We start from the raw sequence: 24,003 nt of genomic DNA, 5'->3' as shown, positions 1-24,003 counted from the left end.
CAGGATGCGCGCCAAGCTGGAGAATTGCCTGAAGGCTGTGGATCAGATTCTGTTGGGCAAGGAGGTCCAGGTGCGCCTGGCACTGACCTGCCTGCTGGCGCGCGGTCATCTGCTGATCGAAGACCTTCCCGGCATGGGCAAGACCACGCTCAGCCACGCTCTGGCGCGGGTGCTGGGGCTCAGCTTCCAGCGCATCCAGTTCACCTCCGACCTGTTGCCCGGCGACGTGCTGGGCACCTCGGTGTTCGACAAGGACACCGGGCAGTTCGTCTTCCACCCCGGGCCGATCTTCGCCGAGCTGGTGCTTGCCGATGAGATCAACCGCGCCACGCCCAAGAGCCAGAGCGCGCTGCTGGAGGCGATGGAGGAAGGACAGGTGACCATCGAGGGCGCGACCCGTCCGCTGCCCGAGCCATTCTTCGTCATCGCCACGCAGAACCCGGTGACCCAGGGCGGCACGTTCGCGCTGCCCGAGTCCCAGCTCGACCGCTTCCTCATGCGCCTGTCGCTCGGTTATCCGGGGCGCGCGGCGGAGAAGGCGCTGCTGCTGGGCGAGGCGCGCCGCGACCTGTTGCCGCGCCTGGAACCGATGCTCGACCCGCAGGAACTGGTGGCGTTGCAGGCCGAGGTGCTGCAAGTGCGCGCCAGCGACGCGCTGGTGGATTACGTGCTGCGCCTGGTCGAGGCCACGCGCAGCCAGCCGGCCTTCGCGCTCGGCCTGTCGCCGCGCGGTAGTCTGGGGCTGCTGGCCGCCGCTCGTGCCTGGGCGCTGCTGGCTGGCCGCGATTACGCGATTCCGGAGGATGTGCAGGCGGTCCTGCCGTCGGTGGCCGGCCACCGCTTGCGCGACCAGGCCGATCCGGCCGGGCATGGTGGTGGCGCACTGGTGCAGTGGTTGCTGCGCGAAGTGCCGGCGCTCTGAGGGCTTGCCATGCTGGTCAGGGTCAGGCCGCTGTGGCAGAGCTGGATCGCCAGGCGCATTCCGCCATCGACGTCACTGCAGCTCAACCAGCGGCGCATATTTATCATTCCCACGCGGCAGGGCGCGGCGTTTGGCGTTGCCCTGGCGCTGATGCTGCTCACCGCGATCAACTACCAGAACAGCCTGGCCTACGGGCTGACGTTCCTGCTGTTATCGATGTTCATCGTCGCCATCCTGCATACCTACCGCAACCTGGGTGGCCTGCGCCTCACTTCGCTGGGCGCGACGCCGGTGTTCGTCGGCGAGCAGGTCGGCTTCCGCGTGCGCCTGGAAGGCGAGGGGCGCGCCCGCCAGGCCATCGGCATCGGTTGGGCGCAGGATCAACTGCATTTCGCCGATGTGCGGGCCGACGGCGCCGAGGAGCTGCATCTGGCTGAGCCAGCGCAGCGCAGGGGCTGGCTGCGGCCCGGCCGGCTGCGGGTCGAAAGCCGATTCCCGTTGGGCCTGCTGGTGGCCTGGAGCTGGCTGGACCTGGATCAGGCCGGGCTGGTCTACCCGCGTCCACTGGCCAGCGATCTGCCGCTGGAGAGCGGGGTGGCTGACGATGAAGACGAAGGCATGCGTCCCAGTGGCCAGGGTGTCGATGATTTCCAGGGGCTGCGGCCTTACCAGCCCGGCGACTCGCGTCGACGCCTTCACTGGAAAGCCTACTCGCGAGGGCAGGGCTTGCTGGTGAAGGACTTTTCGGCGTTGTCCGGGCGCAACCTCTGGCTGGACTTCAATCTTCTTGGCGGGGATATCGAGGGGCGCCTGTCGCGCCTGTGCTACTGGGTGCTGCAGCTCTCGCTGCGCCAGCAGCCGTTCGGCCTGCGCCTGCCGGGCGTGCAATTGCCGGTGGCTACGGGCGATGCCCATCGCGACGCCTGCCTGCGCGCGCTCGCGCTATTCGGGGGGCGTACATGAGCGCCGCCCAGGGTATTCCACGGGTCGCGCTGACCTGGCTGCTGGTGGCCCAGGCGGTGGTGATCATTCCGCACCTGGGGCATCTGCCGCTGTGGATCGTCGGGCTGTGGCTGGGTTGCGCCTGGTGGCGCGTCCAGGTGTTCCGCATGCGCGCCAACTATCCCAACGGCGTTGCCAAGCTGGCGCTGGTGGCCGCTGCCGGGTTGGGCGTGTGGTACTCGCGCGGCTCGCTGATCGGGCTGGATGCCGGCGTGGTGCTGCTGATCGCCGCGTTCGTCATCAAGCTGGTCGAACTCAAGACCCGGCGCGATGCCTGGGTACTGATCCTGCTCGGGTTCTTCGCGGTGGTGACCAGCTACCTGTTCGAGGATGGCATCCTCGCCGCCGCCTTCAGCGTGCTGCCGGTGATGGCGCTGCTGGCGGCGCTGATTGGCCTGCAACAAAGCAGTTTCGCCACGCGCCCCGGTTCCACGCTGCGCCTTGCAGGTGCGCTGCTGTTGCAGGCGCTGCCGCTGATGTTGCTGTTGTTCGTGCTGTTCCCACGCATGGGGCCGCTGTGGTCGCTGCCGATGCCGAGCGGCAAGTCCATCACCGGGCTGAGCGATTCGATGTCGCCCGGCGACATGGTGGAGCTGAGCCAATCCACCGAGCTGGCGTTCCGTGTCGGCTTCGAGGGAACGACTCCGCCGCGCGCCCAGTTGTACTGGCGGGCGCTGACCCTGGAAAACTTCGATGGCGAGCGCTGGACTCAGGCTGTCCGCGCGAGCGGCAGCCGCGAGCCGCAGTGGCAGCGGCGCGGAACGCCGCTGAAGTATCAGGTGATCATGGAGCCGAGCGACCGCCGTTGGCTGTTCGCGCTGGACGTGGTGCAGAACGGGCCGGGCGATGCGCGGCTGATGGGTGACTTCCGCCTGGAACGTCGTGATCCGGTGCAGCAGAGCTATCTCTACAGCGCGACGTCGTGGCCGGCCGCGCTGCTCGAACCGGGTGACAGCCGGCGCGCCGGGCGCCTCAACCTGGGCTTGCCGCTCAGCGGCAATCCGCGCGCGCGGGCCTGGGCCAGGGAGCTGCGTGAGCACTATCCGCAGCCATCGGAGCTGGTGCAGGCCGTACTCCGCCAGTTCCGCGAGCAGCCCTACCGTTACACCCTCAAGCCGCCGGCCACCGGTGCGCAGCGGATCGACGGTTTCCTGTTCGACACTCGCAGCGGCTTCTGCGAGCACTATGCCGGGGCCACGGCGTTCGTCCTGCGGGCGGCGGGGATTCCGGCGCGGGTGGTGACTGGATACCAGGGCGGTGAGGTGAACCCTTCCGGCAATTACGTGCTGGTGCATCAGTTCGATGCCCACGCCTGGGTGGAGTACTGGCAGGCGGGTATCGGCTGGACCCGCGTGGATCCGACCGGCGCGGTGTCGCCTGAGCGCATCGAGCAGGGGCTGGAGCAGGCCATGAGTGCCGAGGGCAGTTTCCTCGCCGACAATCCGTTCTCGCCGCTGCGTTATCGCGGTGTCGGTCTGCTCAATGAGCTGCGCCTGGCCTGGGATCAGGTCAACTATGGTTGGCAGCGCTGGGTGCTGGGCTATCAGGGTGACCAGCAGGGCGAGTTGTTCCGACGCTGGTTCGGCGGCCTCGACAGCCCCTGGGTGGCGCTGTTGCTGGTCGGCGGCGGGGCGTTGCTGCTGGCGGGGCTGGCGCTGTGGTTGTTCAAGCCCTGGCGGCGCGATCGGGATGCCCAGCTACGCAGCTTCGAGCATTTCGAACGTCTGCTCGCGCCTCATGGGTTGCGACGTGACGCGGGCGAGGGGCACCGGGACTTCGCTCGGCGCGCCATGCTCGCACTGCCTGCGCAGGCCGAGCCGATCCGGCGGTATAGCGAGGCTTTCGAGAGGCAGCGCTATGCAGGCGAGGCGCCCGATCCGCCACGCTTGCGCGGGCACCTGGCACGGTTGCGGCGTGCATTGCCCTGGCGCTGGCGACGGCACTGAAGCATGACTTCGGACACTTGTCGCCACCCCCTCGGCAACTAACCTGAGAACTCACCCCTACCGCATGGAGCTTGCCGTGTCTTCTTTCAGCGATTACCTGGTGACCCATCTGATCGAGGAGGAAGTTGCGCTGTTCTCCGCCTCTGCCCGTTTGAGTGCCGGTTCCGATCCCGAAGCGCTGCACGATCTGCGCATCGCCGTGCGCCGCTTGCGCAGCCTGCTGCATGCGGTGCGCGGGATGCCGGGCATCGACGAGCTGGAAGAGTCGCTCGCTGACGTGGGGCGCCTGAGCGGTCCGTTGCGCGACCTGGAAGTGCTGCTGCCGGTGCTGGAAGCCGAAGGTTACGAGCACGCCGCGGCGTTGCGTCGTCCGGCGCTGCTGTCGGGTTACATCGCGCTGCTGGCCAGCCCGCAGTGGGAGCGCCTGCTGATGCGCCTGGACGGCTGGCCGCAATTGTGGCGCACGGCACAGCGGCATGGCGTGCTGGACGGTCTGCACGCGACGGTGCGCAAACGTCTGGCAAAGCAATGGCAAAGGCTGCGCGCGGCGTTGAAGGACCCAGCGCATGACCGTCATCGCCTGCGGTTGCTGATCAAGCGCGTGCGCTACTCCCTGGAGATGTACCCGAAGGAATCGGCGGTACCGCAGAGCCTGCTGGCTCCGCTGAAGGATGCGCAGTCCACGCTGGGCGACTGGCACGACTACGAGCAGTGGCTGATCCGCAGCGAGCGCGAGCTGGATCTGATGCCGCTGCAGCCGCACTGGAATGCTCGCCATGACCTCGCCGGGCGCCTGGCCGACGAGAGCCTCGACGCGTTGCAGAAGGCGTTGCGCTGAGCCCCATGCGGGGCGTTGATGGCGGGGCATTTTCCTTGGCGAGCAACGCTTTGGATGGTTTGCGTACACGCCTCGAGGACATAAGATCGCTGCCAATCCCACACTGGAAGCGATCCATGACTTTCACCGAAATGCTTCAGGCAGTGCGCGCCTCGCCGCGTTCCGTGGTCATTCCGACGATCTGGGCACAAGGACGGGCGAGCTTCGGCGGCCTGGTCGCCGCAGCGGCCTACGAGGCCATGCGCGCGGTGACCCATGACGGGCGCCCCGTGCGTTCGCTGGCGATCACCTTCGTCGGGCCGGTGGAGGTGGAAGTGCCGGTGAGCTTCGAGGCCGAGGCGCTGCGCGAGGGCAAGTCGGTGAGCCAGGTGTTCTGCCGCGTGGTGCAGAACGGCCAGGTGGTTGCGCTGGTGCAGGGCAGCTTCGGCGAGGCGCGGACATCCAGCGTCGCGGTGGAGAACCTGCCAGCCCCGTCGTTCAAACAGCCCGAGCACTGCCAGGAACTACCCTACATTCGCAAGGTTATGCCGGCGTTCACCCAGCATATCGCCATGCGCTGGGCGTTGGGGCACATGCCGTTTTCTTCCAGCCGCGAACTGGAAATGGGCGGCTGGATGCGCCTGCGCAGCGACGATGTGCGCGGTGAGCGGATGGACATCGCCCACCTGCTGGCGCTGATCGATGCCTGGCCGCCGGCGACGCTGCCGCACCTGAAGTCGCCGGCGCCATCCAGTTCGCTGACCTGGACCGTCGAATTCATCCAGCCCCAGGCTCAGATGCCGGCCGATGGCTGGTGCCAGTACCGGGCACTCATCGAGCACGCGCGCGACGGCTACGGCCACATCGCTGCCCAGTGCTGGGCGCCGGACGGCAATCTGCTGGCGATCAGCCGGCAGACGGTGACCATCTTCGGCTAGCTGGGCGCCTGTTCGGTGCGATTGCGCCCGCCAGCCTTGGCTCGGTAGAGCGCGCGATCGGCGCGGGCCAGCAGGTCCTCCAGGCGCACTTCGCCGGGCCGCCGCTCGGCCACCCCGATGCTCAGCGTCAGGTCCAGGCGGCTGCCGTCTTCACCGGTGAAAATCAGTGACTGCACGGCGGTGCGCAGCCGTTCGGCGACCTGCAGCGCCTGCTGCGGATCGGTTTCCGGGAGGATCGCGGCGAACTCCTCGCCGCCCAGCCGGCCGAGCAGGTCGACTTCGCGCAGTCCCTGGCTCAGCTCTGCGGCCACTGCCTTGAGTACGGCATCGCCGAAGGCATGGCCGTGAGTGTCGTTGATACGCTTGAAATGATCGATGTCCAACATCAGCGCCGAGCACTGGCGGTGATAGCGCTGGGCGCTCTTGAGCAGGCTGACGCCGCGCTTGACGAAGGCGTGGCGGTTCTGCAGGCCGGTCAGCGGGTCGGTGGTGGCGAGCAGGCGCAGTTCCTGCTCGATGGCCTTGCGCTGGTTGATGTCGAAGCTCCAGACCAGCGAGGCGGGCTGGCCCTCGACGTTCAGGCGCCGCGCCCAGACCACCGCCCAGTACGGTGGGTCGCCGGCCAGCCGGGTTTCCCAGCCATCCAGCCGGCCGAATTCATCCAGTGCCTGGAGGAAGCGGCTTTCCTCGTCGGGGTCGTTGAACAGCCGTGTGAGGTTGAAGCTTTCGTCGTCGGCCCCGGTGCGCTGCAGCAGGCGCGGGCTGACGTAGTGGGCGTGGCTGTCGCGGTCATTGAGCAACGCCACGTCGCTGGGGCTGGTATCGAGTATGTAGCGCAGCAGCGCCTTGCGCTCCGTCAGCTCCTGGGTGCGCTGTTCCACGCGCCGCTCCAGGGACTGGTTGAGATCGTTCAGGCGCTGTGTCAGCAGCAGCTTGCGCCGCGAATTGGCGATCACCCGCAAGGTCAGCAGTACGCAGCAGATGCCCAGCCCGGCGAGCACCCAGGCGAGCAGGACGAAGGCGTGCTGGAGATCCTGGCGCTCGTCGTCGAGCATGTTGGTCTGGGCGATGTGGGTGGCGACGATGATCTCGTGGGTCGGCTTGAGCAGCAGCGGCAACTGGCGGAGCATTTCTTCCGCGATATTGCGCGCTGCGGCTGGCTGCCCCCAGGGGGCGCGCTTGAGCCAGTCGCCACTGATGCGTTCGAGGCGATTCAGGGTTTCGTCGATCTCCGGGCGTGGTTCGGCGAGGTGGCTGAATACCGAGGTGGTGCGCAGCGGCGGCAGCAGGCTGGCCAGCACTTCGATGCGGGTGGCCAGGGCGTCGCTGTCGGCGCGCTCGTCGAGCACGGCCTGAGCGGTTTCCAGGGAGCGCTCCAGCTCGGCATGCAACTGGTACGCCTGCCACAGCTCGCTGTGGGTATTGGGGCGCGCCAGTTGGCGGGCGTGCTGGTTGACCATCAGCAGGGCGGCGCCGGCGCAGACCGTGAGGCCTGCTATCAGGCAGCAGAGCACGAGGAAGGTCAGTCGGCGCAGGCGCCGTCGTCTTGGATGGGGGGGCACGGCGATCACTCCAGGGTAATGCGGCTGACCTGCCAGACGGATCGGTTGAAGTAGAGCTGGGTGCACAACTCGGGATGTCGCACCTGCGGGTAGATGATGAACAACGGGCCGCGCTCACTGATGCCGATGTAGCGGTCGTCGCGGCGGTAGGCGAGGATTGGTTCGTAGGTAGTGAGGTCGTTCAGCGGGATCAGTGCCGAGAAGTCGTTCAGGGCTTCGACGCGCAGGCGTTTCGCACGGCTGAGCTGCGCTTCGTCGAACAGCAGGCTCAGCGGTACCCCCTGCCAGTGGGAGACGCTGCTTTCATCGTCCAGCACGGCGGAATAGGTCCGGTGCGGAAAGCGCTCGAGAGCGCTCAGCGACAGGCTTCGGCTCGCTTCGGGATAGCCGGCGACCACCAGTTCCAGGACCTTGCGCTCGGTGGTCCGCGGGGCGGGTTGGCTTGCCGACACCTGGCTGCCAATTATCAGGCAGGCCAAAAAGCCAAAAAAATGACGAAGAACCGACATCTCAACAGCTCGTGACGAAATCTCGACGATTATATCGGCGAACACCCTCCGGACTTGAATGGCCGAAATGCCGCGCCCCCTTTCAATGCCGCCGATTTCGCCAGGCGCGCCACCAGGCTCCGCTCAGGACGAAGCGGGGGAAAGTGATGAATTGTTCGGCGAGTAGCCTGCCGATAGCGTCCTTGCGGTCGGTGAACGGCTCCGGTGCCTGATCCTCCAGCTTGTGGCCGCGCCCCTGGATCGCAAGCGAGGCGACGATGCCGATCACGCCCAGGACGATGCCGCTCAAGCTCAGGCGGAACAGGCCGCCGACGAGGATCGGCACGGCGAGGATGAACAGCGGTACGGCGATGATGTGCAGTGCGAGGTTGGTGGCGTTGCGGTGGTTGGCTGCGTAACCCTGCCATTGCCAGGCGAGCAGGTTGGGTCGGCGTCTGGCCATGAGCGAGCTCCTGTGCAGATACGGACCCGCCAGTGCGGCGGGAGTCGTATCGGCAGTCTAGGCGCTGGCTGGAGCGCTGCTCCAATCGGTGCTGGCTATGCGCGCAATAGGATTTACAGGCGCAACTGGCCGATGGCCCGGCTCAGTTCGCCGGCCAGGTCGGCCAACTGATGGCTGGTGCTGGCCGATTCTACGGTTTGCTGGACGGTCAGTTCGGTGACATCGCGAATGCCCACCACCGAGCGGGTCATCTCTTCGGCGACCTGGCTCTGCTGTTCGGCGGCCACGGCGATCTGCGTGTTGCTTTCGCGCATCAGCGCCACTGCGCTGGCAATGGCGGCCAGCGCCTCGCCGGCTTCGCGTGCCTCCTCGACGCAGCCGTCGGCCTTGATCGAGCTTTCCTGCATGAACTCCACGGCATCACGGGTGCCGGATTGCAGGGCATTGATCATCTGGGTGATCTCGTCGGTGGAGTCCTGCACGCGTTTGGCCAGGTTGCGTACTTCGTCGGCCACCACGGCGAAGCCACGGCCCATTTCACCGGCGCGGGCGGCTTCGATGGCGGCGTTGAGGGCCAGCAGGTTGGTTTGTTCGGCAATGCCGTGGATGACGCTGACAACGCTGCTGATCTTGTGGCTGTCCTGGGCCAGTTGCTGGATCATTTCGGCGGTCTGCTGTACACCCTGGGACAGTCCCGCGATGGACTGGCCGACGCGGCCGACGACCTGCTGGCCATTGCCCGCCAGGCGGTCGGCTTCCTGCGACTGGTCGCGGGTATCGGCTGCGTGCTGGGCGATATGGTGGACGGTGGTGGACATCTCGTTGATGGCGGTAGCGGCCTGATCCGTCTCGCTCTGCTGGCCGAGCATGCCCTGGCGTACCTGGCCCATCGTGCTGGCGAGGCTGCGCGCACCTTCATCGAGGCGCCCGGCGGCCTGGGCGACGGTGCCGACCACGCGCTGGTAACCGGCCTGCATGGCGTTGAAGGCGGTGGCCATCTGGCCCACCTCGTCACGGCTGTCCAGTGGTACGCGGGCGGACAGGTCGCCGCTCTTCTCCACGTGCAGCATCACGTCGCGCAGGGTGAGCAGGTGAGTGAGGATGAAGCGGATCAGCAATTGCGAGGCGGCGAGCAGGGCCAGCATCAGGATCATCACGGCGCCGGCATAGGGCAGCGCGCGGTCTTCGAACACATTCCAGAAGCTGGTGCCGTAGGCAAGTATCGCGATGCGCTGGCCGTTGCCCATGTCCTGCACGTATGCGCCGGTCAGTGTGCCTGAGTGGGTCTCTGTTTCGGGCAGCTCGACCCAGCCACTGGCGCGGGACAGGACAGAGGCGTCGACGCCTGCGATCTGCGGAGCGCTGCCGGCAGCGAAGCTAACGAGGTGGGTGGCGCCCGGCAAGGGAGTGCCCGCCGGCCAGCTTTTGAGCAACTGGGCCTGGGCTTCGGCGCTCTGGCGGGCTTGCTGGTTGCGGGCGTCCAGCTCCTGGTGCATGGCGAACAGCACCAGCAGCAGGGTGGTAACGAAGGCGACCGCATTCACGGCCCAGAATTTGTACTTGAGGGAAATATCGCGGATCCAGGCGGCCATAGCTGTCTTCTTGTCGGTCGAATGGTGGCAAGGCGCCGCCATTGTCTTGAAAAGGATGAAGGCCGGTTATTGATAAGGATCAAGCCGCCTTCGACACCTGGGTTAACGGCCGCCGGGCCGCAATCTTGAGCGCGGCTTCACATCTCCGGCAGGCCGAAGAAATGCCGTGCGCAGTCGGTGGTGTGGGCCGCGACACACTCCTCGCTTTCGCCTCGATGCAGCGCTACGCAGGCCAGCACCTCGGGCAGGTAGGCCGGCTCGTTGCGGCCATGCTTGGGCTTGGGCCGCAGGGTCCGCGGCAGCAGGTAGGGAGCGTCGCTTTCCAGCATCAGCCGGCCCTCGGGAATCTCCTTCACCAGCTCCTGCAGATGGGTGCCGCGGCGTTCGTCGCAGATCCAGCCGGTGATGCCGATGTGCAGGTCCAGGTCGAGATAGTTGTAGAGCGTTCGGCGTTCGCCGGTGAAGCAGTGCACCACTGCGGCGGGCAGCCGGTCGCGGAAGTCCTTGACGATGGCCAGCAGCCGCTCGGCCGCATCGCGTTCATGGATGAAGACCGGGCGCTGCAGTTCCACGGCCAGGGCCAGTTGCTCCTCGAACGCCTTCTCTTGCAAAGGGCGCGGCGAGAAGTCGCGGTTGAAGTCCAGCCCGCACTCGCCGACTGCACGCACGCGCTCTTCCTTCAACAGGCCGCGCAGCGCCCGCGCGCTATCGCTTTTCCATTGACTCGCCTCATGGGGATGGAGGCCGGCGGTGCAGTAGAGTCGCTGGCCCTGGTCCAGTTGCCGGCACAGTTCCAGGGCTTGCTCGCTGTCTTCCAGGCTGGTGCCGGTCAGCACCAGTTGGGTAACGCCAGCATCGAAAGCCCGGGCGAGCAGGGCTTCACGTTCCGGAGCAAAGCTCGGGTGAGTGAGGTTGACGCCGATGTCGATCAGTTGCATGTTTCTTCCCTTGGTTCGGGCGAGCAGCATAGCAGAACCTCTGTTTTTCAATAAAAATCCCTCAAAAACAGATAGTTGAAGCCACTTCTGAAAGTGCTTCCGGAATTACGGGTTGGCATACGGTTCGTGCTGTGAGACTCTCGCGCGCCCTCGGCGGCCGGGAACTTGCGGCCAACGCCGCGCTCTGAACGGGCCGGTGCCGATGCGAGAACCCCCTGGAGAGCTGGATGACGCGACTGTTGCTGCTTACGCTGTGCCTGGTGGCCTTGATGCCGCTGCCGGCGTCCGCACGCCTGACGACCCAGCCGGAAAACTGGGAGCAGGACAGCGGTAGTACCCATGACCTGGCCGCCATTCGCTCCGGTGGCGTTCTCCGCGTTCTGGTCAACCAGAGCCGCAATAGCTCGGGCGAGATCAAGGGCGAGCCGATCGGCGTCGAATACCGTCGCCTGCGGGCCTTCGAGCAATACCTGAACGATACCGCGCCCGGCCGCAAACCCCTTTCTATCAAGTTCATTCCCAAGGCCAAGGATCAACTGCTCGGCGCCCTGCAGCGCGGCGAGGGTGATCTGGTAGCGCCCGGCGAGGTGCTGCTGGCACGCGAAGGCCAGAACCTCAGCGCCAGTCTGCCGTGGAAGGAAGACGTGCCCCTGGTGCTGGTCACCAGGCAAGGCAACCGCCGCTTCGTTCGGCTGGAGCAGCTTGCCGGTCGCACCATCACGCTGCCCGCCGGCAGTGCTGCCGGTGAGGCGGTGCGGCGGGTCAACGAGCGTCTGGCTCAACGCCGAATGGCGCCGCTGGTGCTGGAGTGGACCGATTCTTCGCTGGCCGTGGAGGACGTACTGGAGATGGTCCAGGCCGGCATCTACAGCTATACGGTCGTGGAGCAGCCGATCGCCGAACGCTGGGCCAAGGTCTTCACCAAGCTACGCATCGACCGGCACCTGGTGCTCGACAACAGCGAAAGCATGACCTGGTACGTGCGCCGCGATGCGCCGATGCTGCGTGCCAGCGTCAATCGCTTCCTCAAGGAGTACCGCGCGCCGGCCGATCAGGACAGCGCGTTCCAGCGTCTCTACCGGCGCGCCTACCAGGTGCGCAATCCGCTGGTGGCGCCTGACCGCAAGCGACTGGAGGCGGTGCGCCCGACGCTGCAGCGTTTCGCTGCGCAAAGCAGTCTCGACTGGCTGGCGCTGGCGGCGGTGGCTTTCAAGGAATCCAACCTCAATGCCGGCGCTCGTGGCTCCGGCGGCGCTACCGGGCTCATGCAGATCACGCCGGCGGCGGCACGCGCCGTGGGCGTGGACACGGTGCACCAGAAGGAAAGCAATGTGCAGGCTGCCAGCCGCTACATGGCGATGCTGCGCAAGCGCTTCTTCTCCAGCCCGCGGATCAGCGAGCGTGACCGCATGGCGTTCGTGCTGGCGGCCTACAACGCCGGCCCCGAGCGAGTCCAGAGCCTGCGCGCGGAGGCTCGGCGCCAGGGGTTGAACCCCAACCAGTGGTTCTTCCAGGTCGAGCGGGTGGCGGCCGAGCAGCTAGGCATGGGCGTGGTGAACTATGTCAGCAGCGTCAACAAGTACTATCTTGCCTATCAGCGTGAACGTGATGGCCTGGAGCCACGGGAGAGCGTGGCAGCGATCAAGAAGTGATTAAATAATTCGATAGTTATGAGTGCAAATTTGCGCTTTTTGTATCGGATAAATTGTCTATATTGATCCTCAAGCAACCACGGTTGCGGCCCACTATCCTCTGCACAAGGACTCACCATGAACTCGCTGATCAAATCCATCCTGTCCACCAATGCTGGCGCCGGTATCGCTGTTCTGCGCATTACCACCGGTCTGACTTTCATGGCTCATGGCTCGCAGAAGCTCTTCGGCGCATTCGGCGGTCCGGGTCTGCAGGGTATGGCAGGGTGGCTGGAGTCGCTGGGTGTGACTCCGGGATACCTGATGGCTGCCCTGGCGGGTAGTGCCGAGTTCTTCGGTGGTCTGGCGCTGGTGCTGGGTCTGCTGGTGCGCCTGGCGAGCATTCCGCTGATCGTCGCGATGCTGGTGGCGGTATTCAGCGTGCACCTGGCCAATGGCTTCTTCATCACCAACAACGGCTTCGAATACGCCTTCACGCTGATCATGATAAGCGTGGCGCTGCTGATCAGCGGGGCTGGTCCGTTCTCGCTGGACCGCAAGCTCTCCAGCTGATAGCCGGCCCTCGAGCGAAAAAGGGCGGACACCTTTGGTGTCCGCCCTTTTTCATTGCCCGTGCGTATCAGTGGAACAGGTACTGCACGCCGCCGTTGATCAGGCCGCCGCCAACCAACAGGAAGATGAACAGACCGGCGCCCAGCAGCAGCGGTTTCGGTCCTTCCTTGCGCAGGTCGCCCAGGCGGGTTGCCAGGCCCAGGGCGGCCATCGCCATGCCCAGCATCACGTCGTCGAGCTGCTGCAGCGGCGCCAGCCAGCTATGCGGCACCCAACCCAGCGAACGCAGACCGCTGACCAGCAGGAAGGCCACGGCGAAGCCGGGGATGTGCAGCTTGCGACGCTGGCCCGGTTCTGCGGCTGCGGTATTGCCAACACGGCCGAGAACCAGCAGGGCCGGGGCCAGGAGCAGGACACGCAGCATCTTGCTGATCAGTGCGGCGTCGGCGGCGGCAGGGTCCATTGCGCGGCCAGCGGCGACCACCTGCGCAACTTCATGGATGGTCGAGCCGGTGAAGACGCCGAAGGCTTGCTGGCTGCCGAACAGGTTCGGCAGTGCGGCATAGATCATCGGGTGCAGCAGCATTGCCAATGTGCCGAACAGTACGACAGTGGCGACCGCAACGGCGGTGTGTTCGGCGCGGGCCTTGAGCACCGGACTGCTGGCCATGACTGCCGCCGCGCCGCAGATGGCGCTGCCGGCGCCGATCAGCAGGGCGCTCTCCCGGGGCAGCTTCAGCAGGCGTTCGCCGATGAACCAGGCGATGCAGAGGGTACTGGTCACCATCAGGGTGTCGATCACCAGGGCTGCCGGGCCGAGTGCGGCGATGTCCTGGAACGTGAGGCGCAGGCCGTAGAGCACCACGCCCAGGCGCAGCAGTTGCTGGCGCGACAGGTCCACGCCGGGACGAATGTCGCCGAAGCGTGCCAGGCCGAGGTTGCCGGCCAGCAGGCCGATAAGGATGGCGAGGGTCAGGCTGCCCAGTCCGAGGTGCTGCAGTACGGGGATTTCCATCAGTTGGCGGGAGCCGAAGGCTATGGCCAGGCAAAGCAGGGCGCCGGGGAGGAGATAGGGCAGGCGGCGTAGGGCATTCATGACAGGCTCCTTGTGTAAGGTGATGTCATGGTGCTCCTGGCTTTCTTAGTGTAAAAACAGATTGTTCTTATTGGGTTGAACGGTTTTATCGATATGGCGCCGCGCATCACTCTTCGTCAATTGGCGACTTTCACGGCCATTGCTGAGCTGGGCAATGTCACGCAGGCAGCCACGCGCATCGCGCTGTCGCAATCGGCTGCGAGCCAGGCCCTGCAGGAACTGGAACGGGCGCTTGGTACGCGGCTGTTCGACCGCAGCGGCAAACGCCTGGCGCTGAACGACAATGGCCGGGCGTTCTATCCCAAGGCCAGCGCGCTGCTGGCGCAGAGTGCTGAACTGGAGAGCCTGTTCGAGTCGTCTCCGGTGCAGCTCAGTCTGGGCGCGAGCCGCAGCATCGGTGGTTATCTGCTGCCGCAGGTGATGGCCGGTTTTCTCGCCGAGCTGCCGGAAAGCCGCTTGCAGTTGCAGGTGGCCAACAGTCGCGACGTGATCGAGGCGCTGGCGGAGTTTCGTCTGGATGTCGCCTTCATAGAGGCGCCGATCCTGCATCCGCAGATCCAGCTCACTCCCTGGACTGACGATGAGCTGTTGCTGGTGGCGGCGGCAGACCATCCCCTGGCGCTGGCGGGGCAGGTGACCATCGAGGATCTGACGGCGGCGCGCTGGGTGTTGCGCGAATCGGGTTCGGGCACCCGCGTGACGTTCGAGCAGCAGGTACTGCCGCGCCTGGGTAGCGTCGATTCACCGCTGGAAATCAGTAACGCCGAGGCGATCAAGCATCTGGTCGGTCGGGGCGCGGGGATTACTTATCTGTCGCAACGGGTCGTGCAGGCGGAGCTGAAGCGCGGCGAGCTGGTGCGTCTGGACAGCCCTCTGGGGCCGCTGCGCCGCACCTTCTTCCTCGCGCTGCACATCGACAAGTATCCCACTGCCGGGCTGCGGCGCTTCCTCGACTATGCGCAGTCAGGCGTGGTCTAGCGGCCAGTTGCCGAGCGGACGATAGTGTACGCCGGCAGGGCTGTTCTCCGAGCTGTAGAGGGTGATGGCGCTGGCCGGCAGTTCGAACGCCGGTTGCGCGATGGGCAGCGTATGGGCGTGGCGGGCCAGGGTGAGGTGCGGGTGGAAGGGCCTCTGTTCCACTTCGAACCCGCCGGATTGCAAAGCGTCACGCAGCACTGTCACGAGGTGGTGAAGTTCGGCCGGGGTGTGGCTCGGCACGAGGTGCAGGATGCCGTTCTTCCAGCGTGCCAGGTGATCGAGACGCAGGATGAAGCTCTGGCGCGGCAGGCTCGCTCCGATGCCCAGCAGTTCTGCCTTGCGCCCGCGCGGTACGGCGCCGAGAAAGGCCAGGGTCAGGTGCAGGTTGCCCGGTGCGACGGGTTGGCCGTCCAGGTGCAAGGTGTCGCGCCAGGTACAGATCGCCTCGGTCAGGGGGGCTGGACAGGGCACGGCGAAAAACAGCCGTAACGGGGGAGTGCTCATCGTGGGGATACCTCGACCTCAGTTGCCTTGACAGTATTGCCGGGGCTTATCTAGGATGCCGCACAGCGCCGATTTAAGTAGCAACTTGCGGGGCGCGGATGCGGCGATGCCGACATCGAAATACCGCTAAAGCGCTGGTTTCGGTGTGCCTCTCGCCGCGTCCAGCAGGACCCAAGAGGCGGAGACATGACACCATGACCTGTCCCAACCCGCACGTGCGCCTGGCTCCCATCACCACCGGCCTGGTGCGCCGCAACCCGAAGATTCTCCTGGGCGGCAATCATCAGCCCACTCTCGTTCGCTATCTGGATGGCTGGCCCAAGCGCTGGAACGGTTCGCGTACCTTCCTTATCCAGTTCGCTGAGACCGTCGCCGACATAGCCCGTTTCCCCTCCGACAGCTTCGACTTCGCAGTCGTTCAGGCACCTGTCGCCGAGCAGCTTGAATCCACCGTCAGCGAACTGATCCGCGTGGCGCGGCAGGGGCTCATCACGCGTCGGCCACGGCCGCTCTGAAGTGCCCGGTGCCGGTCACGAACCACTGCGCGTGGCGCCGGTGAAGTCTGACGTAGAGCCTGTCCGCACGTAGCGTCGAGCAGCTACTGCGGCGGACGATCACGGATACTCGATTTCGATCACGAACCACATCTTCTCGCCGGCGGGGCTGCGCACCATCACTTCCGCATCCAGCTCCTTGCCGACCAGTGCGCGTGCGAGCGGTGAGTCGATGCTGATGTGGTTGTTGCGCAGGTCGAGTTCGTCCGGACCGACGATTCGGTAGCGGGCCTGCTCGCCTTCCTCGTCTTCCAGGGTGACCCAGGCGCCGAAGTAAACCTTGTTCGGATCGGCCGGTCGCTCGCTCACTACCTTGCAGTTTTCCAGGCGCTTGCGCAGGAAGCGCACGCGGCTGTCGATCTCGCGCAGCATCTTTTTCCCGTAGGTGTACTCGGCATTCTCCGAGCGGTCGCCCTGGGCGGCCGCTTCGCTGACCGACTGGGTCACCTGGGGACGGCGCACGTTCCACAGTTCGTGCAGTTCGGCACGCAGGCGCGCTTCGCCTTCGGGGGTAATCAGCGGTGTTCCGGCGGGACGGGGAGGACGATAACGGCTCATGGTTTCCGGGGTGCTGGATGTGATGGCGGGAGTCTACCCGATCAGCCTTCGCGCAGCAGGCGCAGAGGGCTGCTGTTCAGGGCGCGACGAGTACCGAGAAGTCCGGCGCCGCCGACGAGGAGCGCCCCCAGCAGCGGCAATGGCAGCAGCCAGGGATGCGGGCTCCACGGCAGGTCGAACACCAGACGGTAGAGCAGGTAGCTGATCAGCTCGCAACCGAGTGCCGCGAGCAGCCCGCTGACTGCGCCGAGCAAGGCGAACTCGCTACGCCGCGCGCGCATCAGCAGTTGGCGTTCGGCGCCCAGCGCGCGCAGCAGGGCGCCCTGGCGCAGGCGCTCGTCGAGGGTGGCTTGCAGGCCGGCGAACAGCACCACGAAGCCGGCGGCGAGCACGAATACCAGTACGTATTCGACGGCCAGCGTCACCTGGTCGAGGATGCTGCGCAGTTGCGACAGCAGGGCGTCGACCGGCAGCAGGGTGACGGTGGGAAAGGCTCGCGCCAGTTCGATCAGGTCGCGCTCCTGGCTGGCCGGCAGGTAGAAGCTGGTCAGGTAGGTCACCGGCAGATCGGTGAGGGTTCCGGGCTCGAAGACCATGAAGAAGTTCGGCTGGAAGTTGTCCCATTTCACCGAGCGCAGGCTGCGTACCTGCGCGTCACGGGTCTGGCCGGCGACGCTGAAGCTCAGGCGGTCGCCGACGTTCAGGCCGAGGTTGCCGGCGAGCTTTTCTTCCACCGATACGCCGGGCAGTGCGTTGCCTTCCCCTGCCTGCCACCACTGGCCGGCGACGATCTGATTGCCGGCGGGCAGGCGCGCCGACCAGGTCAGCCCGAGGTCACGCTGCAGGGCGCGCTCGCTGCGGATGTCCTCGTTCAGTGCGTGGACTGGCTGGCCGTTCACGGCCACCAGGCGGCCCGGAACCATCGGGTAGAGGTCCTCGGCATTGGGCGAGAGCTTCTTTACACGTTGTTCGAAACTGTCCTTTTCGGCGGGCAGGATGTTCAGTGCGAAATGATTGGGTGCGTTCGCCGGCAGTTGTGCGTGCCAGGTGTCCAGCAGTTCGCCTCGCAGCAGGGCGATAAGAGCCATTGCCAGCAGAATCAGCCCGAATGCCAGGCTTTGTCCGGCGGCGGCCAGCGGGTGGCGCAGCAACTGGCCGAGGCCAAGGCGCCAGGGCAGGCTGGCATTGCGCAGGCTCTGGCGCAGGCCACGCAGGGCGAGGAGCATCACCAGGCCCAGCACCAGCGCGGCGACGGCGCCGCCGACCAGCAGGGCGAGGGTCAGGCGTACGTCCAGGCTGAGGCGCCACATGATCAGGCCGAGGGCGAGCAGCGCACAGCCGTACGCCAGCCAGGTGCGCATCGGCACGGGCAGCAGGTCGCTGCGCAGTACCCGCAGCGGCGGCACTCGCCCCAGCGCGGCCAGCGGTGGCAGTGCAAAACCGGCCAGTGCGACCAGCCCGGTGGCCATGCCGGCCAGCGCGGGGACGATGCCGCCGCCAGGGATTTGCGGTGGCAGCAGGTTGCCCAGCAGTTTCACCAGCCCCAGTTGTGCGAGCCAGCCGAGCAGCGCGCCGCCCAGGCTGGCCAGCAGGCCAAGCGCCAGGAGCTGGGTGCCGTAGAGCAGCAGAGTCTGGCGGCGCGAGAGCCCCAGGCAACGCAGCAGGGCGCTGGAGTCGAAGCGGCGGGATGCGAAGCGATTGGCCGAGAGCGCCACGGCGACGCCAGCGAGCAGGACGGCGGCGAGGCTGGCGAGGTTCAGGTAGCGTTCGGCGCGGCCCAATGCATCGCCGATCTGCCGGTTGCCGTGGTGGGCATCCTGCAATTGCTGGTTGGCGGCGAGGTTGTCGTTCGTCGCCTGGCGGTAGGCTTGCAGCGCCTCCGGCGGGCCGCCCCACAGGTCGCGGTAGCGCACCCGGCTGCCGGGTTGCACGACGCCCGTGGCATCGAGGTCCTGCAGGTTCATCATTACGCGTGGCGTGAGGCTGTAGAAGTCGCCGGCGCGGTCCGGCTCGTAGGTCAGCACGCGGGCGATGCGCAGGCTTTTGCGGCCGATGTCGACGCTGTCGCCGACCTTAAGTTCCAGGCTGGCCAGCAGGCGCGACTCGACCCACAGCTCGCCCGGTTGCGGGCGACCGCCTTCGACCTCGGGTTGCTGGGGTTCCGGGGCGCTCTTGAGCTCGCCGCGCAGCGGATAGGTTTCGCCTACGGCCTTCACGCTGCTGAGCTGGATGCCCTGGTCGGTGGCGACGACACTGGAGAACTCGACGCTGCTCGCGTGCTGCAGGCCGAGCTTGAGGCCGCTGTCGATCTGGCGTTGTTCGGCGGGCTGGGTGCCACTCAGCACAAGGTCGGCGCCGAGGAATTCGGCGGCGCGTACCAGCATTGCAGCGTTCAGCCGGGCGCTGAAGTAGCCGATGGCCGAACTGGCTGCCACGGCGATAAGCAGGGCGAAGAACAGCACACGCAATTCGCCGCTGCGCCCTTCGCGCCATAACTGGCGTAGCGAAAGACGGAGCAGGTTGGACAGCGACAGTGACTTCATCGGCGGGCGTCCGTCAGGGTTCGACGTGATCGATCAGGTGGCCGCTTTCAAGGCGGATGATGCGCTGGCAGCGATGGGCGAGGCGCTCGTCGTGGGTCACGAGTACCAGGGTGGTTCCGCGCTCGCGATTGAGCTCGAACAGCAGCTCGCTGATGCGCTCGCCGGTGGTGGTGTCGAGATTGCCGGTGGGTTCGTCGGCGAACAGCACGTCCGGCTCGGCAGCGAAGGCGCGGGCGATGGCAACGCGCTGTTGTTCGCCGCCGGAGAGCTGGCGGGGGTAGTGGGTCAGGCGCTGGCCCAGGCCGACACGCTCCAGCAGGTCGCGGGCGCGTTGGCGGGCATCGGCGCGGCCATCGAGTTCAAGCGGCAGCATGACGTTTTCCAGCGCGTTGAGACTGTCGAGCAACTGGAACGATTGGAACACGAAGCCGACATGGGCGGCGCGCACCCGGGAGCGCTCGTCCTCGTCGAGGCTGCCCAGCGAGTGGCCGAGCAGGACGATCTCGCCGCCACTGGGCAGGTCGAGTCCGGCGAGCAGCCCTAGAAGCGTGGACTTCCCCGAGCCGGAGCTGCCGACGATGGCCAGGCTGTCGCCGCGGGAGAGGTCCAGGGAAAGGTCGTGAAGGATGGTCAGCTTGCCTTCCGCGCTGGAAACAACCTTGCTAAGGTTCCGCGCGGTGAGAATGCGTTCGCTCATGGAGAATCCGATGCGTACATGGCTATTGAGCGGCTGCCTGGCGTTGCTTCTGTTCACGCAGCAGGCCGCGGCGCAGACGCTGTTGGTCGTCGGCGATAGTATCAGCGCCGGTTTGGGGGTGGATACCAGTCACGGGTGGGTCAGCCTGCTGGACAAGCGCCTGCGTGAGCAGGGGTTCGACTACTCGGTAGTTAACGCGTCGATCAGTGGCGATACCTCCGCGGGAGGCCTCGCGCGGCTGCCGGCGCTGCTTTCGGAGCAGAAGCCGAAGCTGGTGGTGATCGAGCTGGGAGGCAATGATGGTCTGCGCGGAATGGCGCCGGCGCAATTGCAACAGAATCTTGCCTCTATGGTGGAGCAGTCCCGCAAGGCCGGGGCGAAGGTGCTGTTGCTGGGCATGAAGCTGCCGCCGAACTACGGTCAGCGTTACACCGATGCTTTTTCCAAAGTGTTCGAGACGGTTGCCCGGGAGCAGCAGATCGCTCTGGTGCCATTCTTCCTCGAAGGTGTCGGCGGGGTATCGGCAATGATGCAGGCCGACGGAATCCACCCGGCCACCGTCGCGCAGCCTAAACTGCTCGACAATGTCTGGCCGACGCTCAAGCCGTTACTCTGATAAACCGGTGCATCAAGGCTTCCCCGCGAACGGCCTTTCGGCTATGTTTGCGCACCCTTCTGGAACCCCCTATGCCGCGCCCCGCCTGGACTCACTTCGCTTACCAGTTGATCGAACCCGATGAGCAACTGGATCTGTTCGCCTGCCGCGAGGTCCGGGTGCATCTTGTTGCGCGCCAACTGGAGCTGGGCACGCCTGCCGACCGCACGCTCTGCGGCAGCCTGTTGCCCGCCCAGCCGCTCTGGCGATGCCTCGAGAAGCCGCTGTTGCGTGATCGTCGTATTTGCAGCGCTTGTCTGAAACAACTGGAACAGGAAAAGCGCGGCGCGCGGGCCTCCTGGCTCGTCTGATATCTCCCAGTGACGCAGTTCGCAGTGGTAAACTGATTCACCTTTGCCCATTGCACTCGTCAAGGATCCTCGGATGTTGTCGCGCGTTATTGCCGCCTGCTCGCTGTCGTTAGCCGCGCTGCTCTCGGTCGGCCCAGTTTCTGCCATTGAATTGCCGTTGCCGCCCCCGGGCGACGATATCGTCGGCCAGGTTCAGGTGATCAAGGCCAAGTACGAAGACACCTTCGCCGACCTTGGCGAGAAGTACGGCCTCGGCTATTCGGAGATGATCGCCGCAAACCCTGGCGTCGATGCCTGGCTGCCGGGTGTGGGTACCGAAGTCATCATTCCGACCCGTTTCATTCTTCCGCCGGGGCCGCGTGATGGCGTGGTGATAAACCTTGCCGAGTACCGTCTCTATTACTACCCGAAGGGCAAGAACGTGGTTTACACCTATGCCCTGGGTATTGGTCGTGAGGGTTGGGGGTCGCCGATCGGCAGCACCAGTGTGATTGCCAAGACCAAGGATCCGGCCTGGTACCCTCCGGCATCGATCCGTGCCGAGCACGCAGCCGATGGCGATCCGCTGCCGTCCGTAGTGCCGCCGGGGCCGGATAACCCGCTGGGTCCCTACAAGATGAGCCTGGGCTTCCACGGCTACCTGATCCACGGTTCGAACAAGAAGTTCGGTATCGGTACCCGGACCAGTCATGGCTGCTTCCGCATGTACAACTGGGATGTGACTCAGCTGTTCTCGATGATTCCCGTGGGTACTCCGGTGCGTATCATCAACGAGCCGTACAAGTTCGGCCGCAGCGAAGGCAAGATCTATCTGGAGGCCCATGCACCTATCGATGACAACGGCGATCCGTCCGTGGTCGATAAGCACACTGCGGTGATCAATGCGTTGCTCAAGCGCGAGGACATCGCCAGCCAGATGCAGATGGACTGGAACGTGGTGCGCGAAGTGGTTGCCGCCGAAGATGGTCTGCCGGTTGCCATCGCCCAGCCGCAAGAGCAGGGGCATGGCGCTCCGGTTGCTGCGACTGTCGATCAGGACTCGATGCCGCTGCAGTAACTTCCCGGCATGTCGAAAGAGCCCGCTTCGTGCGGGCTTTTTCTTGCCCGGTGTTTTCTTCGGGCATAAAAAAACCGACCCCGAAGGGTCGGTTTTTCGAACAGATCCGAAGATCTATTACTTGCGGCTGGCTTTGTCCAGCATACGCAGGGCGCGCTCGTTAGCCTCGTCAGCGGTCTGCTGGGCTTTCTGAGCAGCGGCCAGAGCTTCATCAGCCTTGCGATAGGCTTCATCGGCACGGGCTTGAGCACGAGCAGCAGCGTCTTCAGTAGCGGTCAGACGAGCTTCGGTTTCTTTCGAGTGGCTGCTGCAACCGGTGGCCAGAACAGCAGCCAGAGCCAGAGCAGAGAATTTCAGAACGTTGTTCATCGTGTTCCCCTTAAGGTGGACATTTCCATTAAAAGCAATCTCCCATGACTGGGAAATTAGCCGGACTACATAGTACTCATTACTTGTAGTAAGTAAACTGACCGAACGCAAGTACGGCACTTTTTTTTCATGTTAGCCCGCTATTTGCAGTTGCCAGAGGCGGATTTGGGCAAAAACTGTCCAATCTGGCAAAGACGTGTTTCCAAAGAGTGTCAGGCCGACGGGTAGGCTGTTTCCGGAAGGGGGAGGTAGACCGTCAGATGCCAGTCGTCAATGATCGAACAACTGTTTAATCGCCGTTCTGCATTTGTCGAAGTGGCAACTTGCAGCAGGTGAGGAAAGTGTGAAGGCAAAACGAAAAAGCCCGGCTAATTGCTTAGCCGGGCTTCTTCATGATCTGGCGGTGAGGGAGGGATTCGAACCCTCGATACGGTTTCCCGTATACACACTTTCCAGGCGTGCTCCTTCAACCACTCGGACACCTCACCAGATTGTTTCGACAGCGCTGTGTCTGTCGAGGCGCGCACTTTACTCAAAGGTTTTCCCAAACGCAAATGTTTTTTCAACGGATTCATCGGCTTAAGGTGAAAAGGGTGTCTCGCGGGTACACTGGCGCCTTTCCAACCTGAGCGGACGCGAATGGCGAGCTGGGATGTTTTCTGCAGCGTGGTCGACAACTATGGCGACATCGGCGTCACCTGGCGCCTGGCTCGCCAGTTGGCGCTTGAGCATGGGCAACGGGTACGTCTGTGGGTCGACGACCAGCATGCTCTCGCACGCATCTGTCCGGAGACGGACCCGAATGCCCTGTCGCAGGTGCACTCCGGCGTCGAGATTCGTCATTGGGCCGGGGACTGGCGCGCGACCGAGGTGGCGGACGTGGTGATCGAAGCGTTCGCATGCACGCTGCCGGAACCTTATGTGGCCGCGATGTGCGAGCGGAGCATCGCGCCGCTCTGGCTGAATCTCGAATATCTCAGCGCCGAGTCCTGGGTGGACTCCTGTCATGCGCTGCCGTCCCTGCAGCCGAATGGCTTGCAAAAGTTCTTCTATTTTCCGGGTTTCAGACCGTCCACCGGTGGGTTGTTGCGTGAGTCCGGCCTGATCGAGCGGCGCGACGCGTTTCAAGCCGACCCTGCGGCGCAGGCGCGATTCCTGGCGACACTGGGAGTGCAGGCGCAGTCAGGCGAGCGTCTCGTCTCTCTATTTGCCTACGAGATGGCAGCGCTGCCGACGTGGCTCGATGCGCTGGCCGGTGCTCTGTCGCCCACGCTTTTACTGGTGCCCGAAGGTCGTGTACTGAGTGACGTGGCGCGCTGGGCGGGACGTGGGCAGCAGGTTGGCGATACGTTCGTGCGCGATGCGCTGCGGGTGCAGGTGCTGCCGTTCGTCCGGCAGGAGGACTACGACCACCTGCTCTGGTGCTGCAACATCAATGCCGTGCGTGGGGAGGATTCCTTCGTGCGAGCCCAGTGGGCGGGGCGGCCTTTCATCTGGCACATCTACCGGCAGGATGACGACGCGCATCTCGACAAGCTCGAAGCATTCCTGGCGTTGCAGGGGGAGGCGCTTGACGAACCGCTGCGTTCGACCCTGCGTGACTTCTGGTTGGCCTGGAATGGTCGCGGCGACCTGGGCGAATCCTGGAAGCGCCTCGACGGGATGCTGCCGCAGTGGTCGGCGCAGATTAGCAATTGGCAGCGGCGGTTGAGTGAACAAACCGATCTTGCTGCGGGGCTGGTGCGTTTTTATACAAATTGGCTATGATATGGCCCCTGTTTTTTGTCTCCAATCCAATCGGATAATCGT

At 65.1% G+C, this 24,003-nt stretch carries 24 protein-coding genes and 1 tRNA gene; 13 read left to right on the top strand and 12 right to left on the bottom strand.

Annotation, left to right across the window (positions count from 1 at the left end; all coding sequences use genetic code 11):
* Positions 1–4 precede the first annotated feature (4 nt).
* The 5 genes from OU419_RS19185 to OU419_RS19165 all read left to right on the top strand — a co-directional run bounded on the left by OU419_RS19185 (position 5) and on the right by OU419_RS19165 (position 5,625).
* The gene (locus OU419_RS19185; protein ID WP_254476033.1) at positions 5–922 is read left to right on the top strand and encodes an AAA family ATPase; all 918 of its coding nucleotides are present in this window, start codon (positions 5–7) and stop codon (positions 920–922) included.
* Positions 923–931: 9 nt separating this feature from the next.
* Positions 932–1,885, top strand: a complete 954-nt coding sequence (locus OU419_RS19180) for a DUF58 domain-containing protein (protein WP_254476032.1) — start codon at positions 932–934, stop codon at positions 1,883–1,885.
* Positions 1,882–3,870 (top strand): transglutaminase TgpA family protein, encoded by a 1,989-nt coding sequence (locus OU419_RS19175; protein ID WP_254476031.1) that lies wholly within the window; start codon positions 1,882–1,884, stop codon positions 3,868–3,870. The genes OU419_RS19180 and OU419_RS19175 overlap by 4 nt, the downstream gene beginning before the upstream one ends.
* 76 nt (positions 3,871–3,946) lie before the next feature.
* On the top strand, positions 3,947–4,708 hold the full coding sequence (locus OU419_RS19170; protein WP_254476030.1) for a CHAD domain-containing protein: 762 nt from the start codon (positions 3,947–3,949) through the stop codon (positions 4,706–4,708).
* Between the two features lie 116 nt (positions 4,709–4,824).
* Positions 4,825–5,625, top strand: a complete 801-nt coding sequence (locus OU419_RS19165) for an acyl-CoA thioesterase (RefSeq protein WP_254476028.1) — start codon at positions 4,825–4,827, stop codon at positions 5,623–5,625.
* Here the strand turns inward: OU419_RS19165 and OU419_RS19160 are convergent.
* From OU419_RS19160 to OU419_RS19140, 5 genes are all read right to left on the bottom strand, one after another.
* Positions 5,622–7,193, bottom strand: a complete 1,572-nt coding sequence (locus tag OU419_RS19160; RefSeq protein ID WP_408004959.1) for a GGDEF domain-containing protein — start codon at positions 7,191–7,193, stop codon at positions 5,622–5,624. The genes OU419_RS19165 and OU419_RS19160 overlap by 4 nt on opposite strands.
* The gene (locus tag OU419_RS19155) at positions 7,193–7,696 is read right to left on the bottom strand and encodes a molybdopterin-dependent oxidoreductase (protein ID WP_254476024.1); all 504 of its coding nucleotides are present in this window, start codon (positions 7,694–7,696) and stop codon (positions 7,193–7,195) included. Before OU419_RS19155 ends, OU419_RS19160 begins: the two co-directional genes overlap by 1 nt.
* Before the next feature lie 82 nt (positions 7,697–7,778).
* Positions 7,779–8,138: an Mpo1-like protein gene (locus OU419_RS19150; RefSeq protein ID WP_254476022.1), complete on the bottom strand. Its 360-nt coding sequence runs from the start codon at positions 8,136–8,138 to the stop codon at positions 7,779–7,781.
* A 113-nt stretch (positions 8,139–8,251) separates the two neighbouring features.
* A complete protein-coding gene (locus tag OU419_RS19145; RefSeq protein WP_254476020.1) occupies positions 8,252–9,730 on the bottom strand; it encodes a methyl-accepting chemotaxis protein in 1,479 nt (492 codons plus the stop codon).
* Between the two features lie 137 nt (positions 9,731–9,867).
* Complete coding sequence (locus OU419_RS19140; RefSeq protein WP_254476018.1) at positions 9,868–10,668, bottom strand: TatD family hydrolase; 801 nt, start codon at positions 10,666–10,668, stop codon at positions 9,868–9,870.
* 227 nt (positions 10,669–10,895) lie between these two features.
* Between OU419_RS19140 and OU419_RS19135 the strand changes: the two genes are divergently transcribed.
* Together OU419_RS19135 and OU419_RS19130 are read left to right on the top strand one after the other, a co-directional pair.
* Complete coding sequence (locus OU419_RS19135) at positions 10,896–12,320, top strand: MltF family protein (RefSeq protein ID WP_254476016.1); 1,425 nt, start codon at positions 10,896–10,898, stop codon at positions 12,318–12,320.
* A 117-nt stretch (positions 12,321–12,437) separates the two neighbouring features.
* Positions 12,438–12,872, top strand: a complete 435-nt coding sequence (locus OU419_RS19130; protein ID WP_254476014.1) for a DoxX family protein — start codon at positions 12,438–12,440, stop codon at positions 12,870–12,872.
* 67 nt (positions 12,873–12,939) lie between these two features.
* On the opposite strand, the gene OU419_RS19125 is transcribed toward OU419_RS19130, so the two are convergent.
* Positions 12,940–13,968, bottom strand: a complete 1,029-nt coding sequence (locus tag OU419_RS19125; protein ID WP_254476012.1) for a YeiH family protein — start codon at positions 13,966–13,968, stop codon at positions 12,940–12,942.
* 93 nt (positions 13,969–14,061) lie between these two features.
* Here OU419_RS19125 and OU419_RS19120 point away from each other — a divergent pair, with 93 nt between their 5' ends.
* On the top strand, positions 14,062–14,946 hold the full coding sequence (locus OU419_RS19120) for a LysR family transcriptional regulator (RefSeq protein ID WP_254476010.1): 885 nt from the start codon (positions 14,062–14,064) through the stop codon (positions 14,944–14,946).
* On the opposite strand, the gene thpR is transcribed toward OU419_RS19120, so the two are convergent.
* The gene (thpR, locus tag OU419_RS19115) at positions 14,932–15,450 is read right to left on the bottom strand and encodes an RNA 2',3'-cyclic phosphodiesterase (RefSeq protein ID WP_254476003.1); all 519 of its coding nucleotides are present in this window, start codon (positions 15,448–15,450) and stop codon (positions 14,932–14,934) included. The genes OU419_RS19120 and thpR overlap by 15 nt on opposite strands.
* Before the next feature lie 194 nt (positions 15,451–15,644).
* Here thpR and OU419_RS19110 point away from each other — a divergent pair, with 194 nt between their 5' ends.
* On the top strand, positions 15,645–15,965 hold the full coding sequence (locus OU419_RS19110) for a hypothetical protein (RefSeq protein WP_302329094.1): 321 nt from the start codon (positions 15,645–15,647) through the stop codon (positions 15,963–15,965).
* Between the two features lie 99 nt (positions 15,966–16,064).
* On the opposite strand, the gene greB is transcribed toward OU419_RS19110, so the two are convergent.
* From greB to OU419_RS19095, 3 genes are read right to left on the bottom strand one after another with little or no spacing between them, the layout of a single operon-like run.
* Positions 16,065–16,562 (bottom strand): transcription elongation factor GreB, encoded by a 498-nt coding sequence (gene greB / locus OU419_RS19105; protein WP_254476001.1) that lies wholly within the window; start codon positions 16,560–16,562, stop codon positions 16,065–16,067.
* Between the two features lie 41 nt (positions 16,563–16,603).
* Positions 16,604–19,096, bottom strand: coding sequence for an ABC transporter permease (locus OU419_RS19100; protein WP_254476101.1), 2,493 nt, complete (start codon positions 19,094–19,096; stop codon positions 16,604–16,606).
* 22 nt (positions 19,097–19,118) lie between these two features.
* Positions 19,119–19,802, bottom strand: coding sequence for an ABC transporter ATP-binding protein (locus OU419_RS19095; RefSeq protein ID WP_254475999.1), 684 nt, complete (start codon positions 19,800–19,802; stop codon positions 19,119–19,121).
* A gap of 10 nt (positions 19,803–19,812) precedes the next feature.
* On the opposite strand from OU419_RS19095, the gene OU419_RS19090 reads away from it, so the two are divergent.
* From OU419_RS19090 to OU419_RS19080, 3 genes are all read left to right on the top strand, one after another.
* Positions 19,813–20,418 (top strand): arylesterase, encoded by a 606-nt coding sequence (locus tag OU419_RS19090; protein ID WP_254475997.1) that lies wholly within the window; start codon positions 19,813–19,815, stop codon positions 20,416–20,418.
* A 71-nt stretch (positions 20,419–20,489) separates the two neighbouring features.
* Positions 20,490–20,768: a hypothetical protein gene (locus tag OU419_RS19085; protein WP_254475995.1), complete on the top strand. Its 279-nt coding sequence runs from the start codon at positions 20,490–20,492 to the stop codon at positions 20,766–20,768.
* 73 nt (positions 20,769–20,841) lie between these two features.
* Positions 20,842–21,825 carry a L,D-transpeptidase family protein gene (locus tag OU419_RS19080; protein ID WP_254475993.1) on the top strand — a complete coding sequence of 328 codons (984 nt, stop codon included), beginning with the start codon at positions 20,842–20,844 and terminating at the stop codon, positions 21,823–21,825.
* Between the two features lie 117 nt (positions 21,826–21,942).
* Here the strand turns inward: OU419_RS19080 and oprI are convergent, their stop codons facing one another.
* Positions 21,943–22,194, bottom strand: a complete 252-nt coding sequence (oprI, locus tag OU419_RS19075; RefSeq protein WP_017517003.1) for an outer membrane lipoprotei OprI — start codon at positions 22,192–22,194, stop codon at positions 21,943–21,945.
* A 398-nt stretch (positions 22,195–22,592) separates the two neighbouring features.
* Positions 22,593–22,682: transfer RNA gene (locus OU419_RS19070), tRNA-Ser, on the bottom strand.
* A 151-nt stretch (positions 22,683–22,833) separates the two neighbouring features.
* Between OU419_RS19070 and earP the strand changes: the two genes are divergently transcribed.
* Positions 22,834–23,961 (top strand): elongation factor P maturation arginine rhamnosyltransferase EarP, encoded by a 1,128-nt coding sequence (gene earP, locus OU419_RS19065; RefSeq protein ID WP_254475991.1) that lies wholly within the window; start codon positions 22,834–22,836, stop codon positions 23,959–23,961.
* The last annotated feature ends 42 nt before the right edge of the window (positions 23,962–24,003 follow it).

The sequence above is a fragment of the Pseudomonas triclosanedens genome (assembly GCF_026686735.1).
GTDB classification, from domain to species: Bacteria; Pseudomonadota; Gammaproteobacteria; order Pseudomonadales; family Pseudomonadaceae; genus Pseudomonas; species Pseudomonas triclosanedens.
Note: the sequence above shows the minus strand (reverse complement) of the source record. Positions and strands in the feature narration are given on the sequence as shown.

Excerpts from the sequence above, each read along its gene's own strand:
- OU419_RS19180 (WP_254476032.1), top strand. The coding sequence starts at position 932 with ATGCTGGTCAGGGTCAGGCCGCTGTGGCAGAGCTGGATCGCCAGGCGC.
- OU419_RS19155 (WP_254476024.1), bottom strand. The coding sequence starts at position 7,696 with ATGTCGGTTCTTCGTCATTTTTTTGGCTTTTTGGCCTGCCTGATAATT.
- OU419_RS19120 (WP_254476010.1), top strand. The coding sequence starts at position 14,062 with ATGGCGCCGCGCATCACTCTTCGTCAATTGGCGACTTTCACGGCCATT.
- OU419_RS19135 (WP_254476016.1), top strand. The coding sequence starts at position 10,896 with ATGACGCGACTGTTGCTGCTTACGCTGTGCCTGGTGGCCTTGATGCCG.
- earP (WP_254475991.1), top strand. The coding sequence starts at position 22,834 with ATGGCGAGCTGGGATGTTTTCTGCAGCGTGGTCGACAACTATGGCGAC.
- OU419_RS19130 (WP_254476014.1), top strand. The coding sequence starts at position 12,438 with ATGAACTCGCTGATCAAATCCATCCTGTCCACCAATGCTGGCGCCGGT.
- OU419_RS19095 (WP_254475999.1), bottom strand. The coding sequence starts at position 19,802 with ATGAGCGAACGCATTCTCACCGCGCGGAACCTTAGCAAGGTTGTTTCC.
- OU419_RS19080 (WP_254475993.1), top strand. The coding sequence starts at position 20,842 with ATGTTGTCGCGCGTTATTGCCGCCTGCTCGCTGTCGTTAGCCGCGCTG.
- OU419_RS19125 (WP_254476012.1), bottom strand. The coding sequence starts at position 13,968 with ATGAATGCCCTACGCCGCCTGCCCTATCTCCTCCCCGGCGCCCTGCTT.
- OU419_RS19090 (WP_254475997.1), top strand. The coding sequence starts at position 19,813 with ATGCGTACATGGCTATTGAGCGGCTGCCTGGCGTTGCTTCTGTTCACG.
- greB (WP_254476001.1), bottom strand. The coding sequence starts at position 16,562 with ATGAGCCGTTATCGTCCTCCCCGTCCCGCCGGAACACCGCTGATTACC.
- OU419_RS19110 (WP_302329094.1), top strand. The coding sequence starts at position 15,645 with ATGACCTGTCCCAACCCGCACGTGCGCCTGGCTCCCATCACCACCGGC.
- OU419_RS19165 (WP_254476028.1), top strand. The coding sequence starts at position 4,825 with ATGACTTTCACCGAAATGCTTCAGGCAGTGCGCGCCTCGCCGCGTTCC.
- oprI (WP_017517003.1), bottom strand. The coding sequence starts at position 22,194 with ATGAACAACGTTCTGAAATTCTCTGCTCTGGCTCTGGCTGCTGTTCTG.
- OU419_RS19185 (WP_254476033.1), top strand. The coding sequence starts at position 5 with ATGCGCGCCAAGCTGGAGAATTGCCTGAAGGCTGTGGATCAGATTCTG.
- OU419_RS19140 (WP_254476018.1), bottom strand. The coding sequence starts at position 10,668 with ATGCAACTGATCGACATCGGCGTCAACCTCACTCACCCGAGCTTTGCT.
- thpR (WP_254476003.1), bottom strand. The coding sequence starts at position 15,450 with ATGAGCACTCCCCCGTTACGGCTGTTTTTCGCCGTGCCCTGTCCAGCC.
- OU419_RS19145 (WP_254476020.1), bottom strand. The coding sequence starts at position 9,730 with ATGGCCGCCTGGATCCGCGATATTTCCCTCAAGTACAAATTCTGGGCC.
- OU419_RS19175 (WP_254476031.1), top strand. The coding sequence starts at position 1,882 with ATGAGCGCCGCCCAGGGTATTCCACGGGTCGCGCTGACCTGGCTGCTG.
- OU419_RS19150 (WP_254476022.1), bottom strand. The coding sequence starts at position 8,138 with ATGGCCAGACGCCGACCCAACCTGCTCGCCTGGCAATGGCAGGGTTAC.
- OU419_RS19085 (WP_254475995.1), top strand. The coding sequence starts at position 20,490 with ATGCCGCGCCCCGCCTGGACTCACTTCGCTTACCAGTTGATCGAACCC.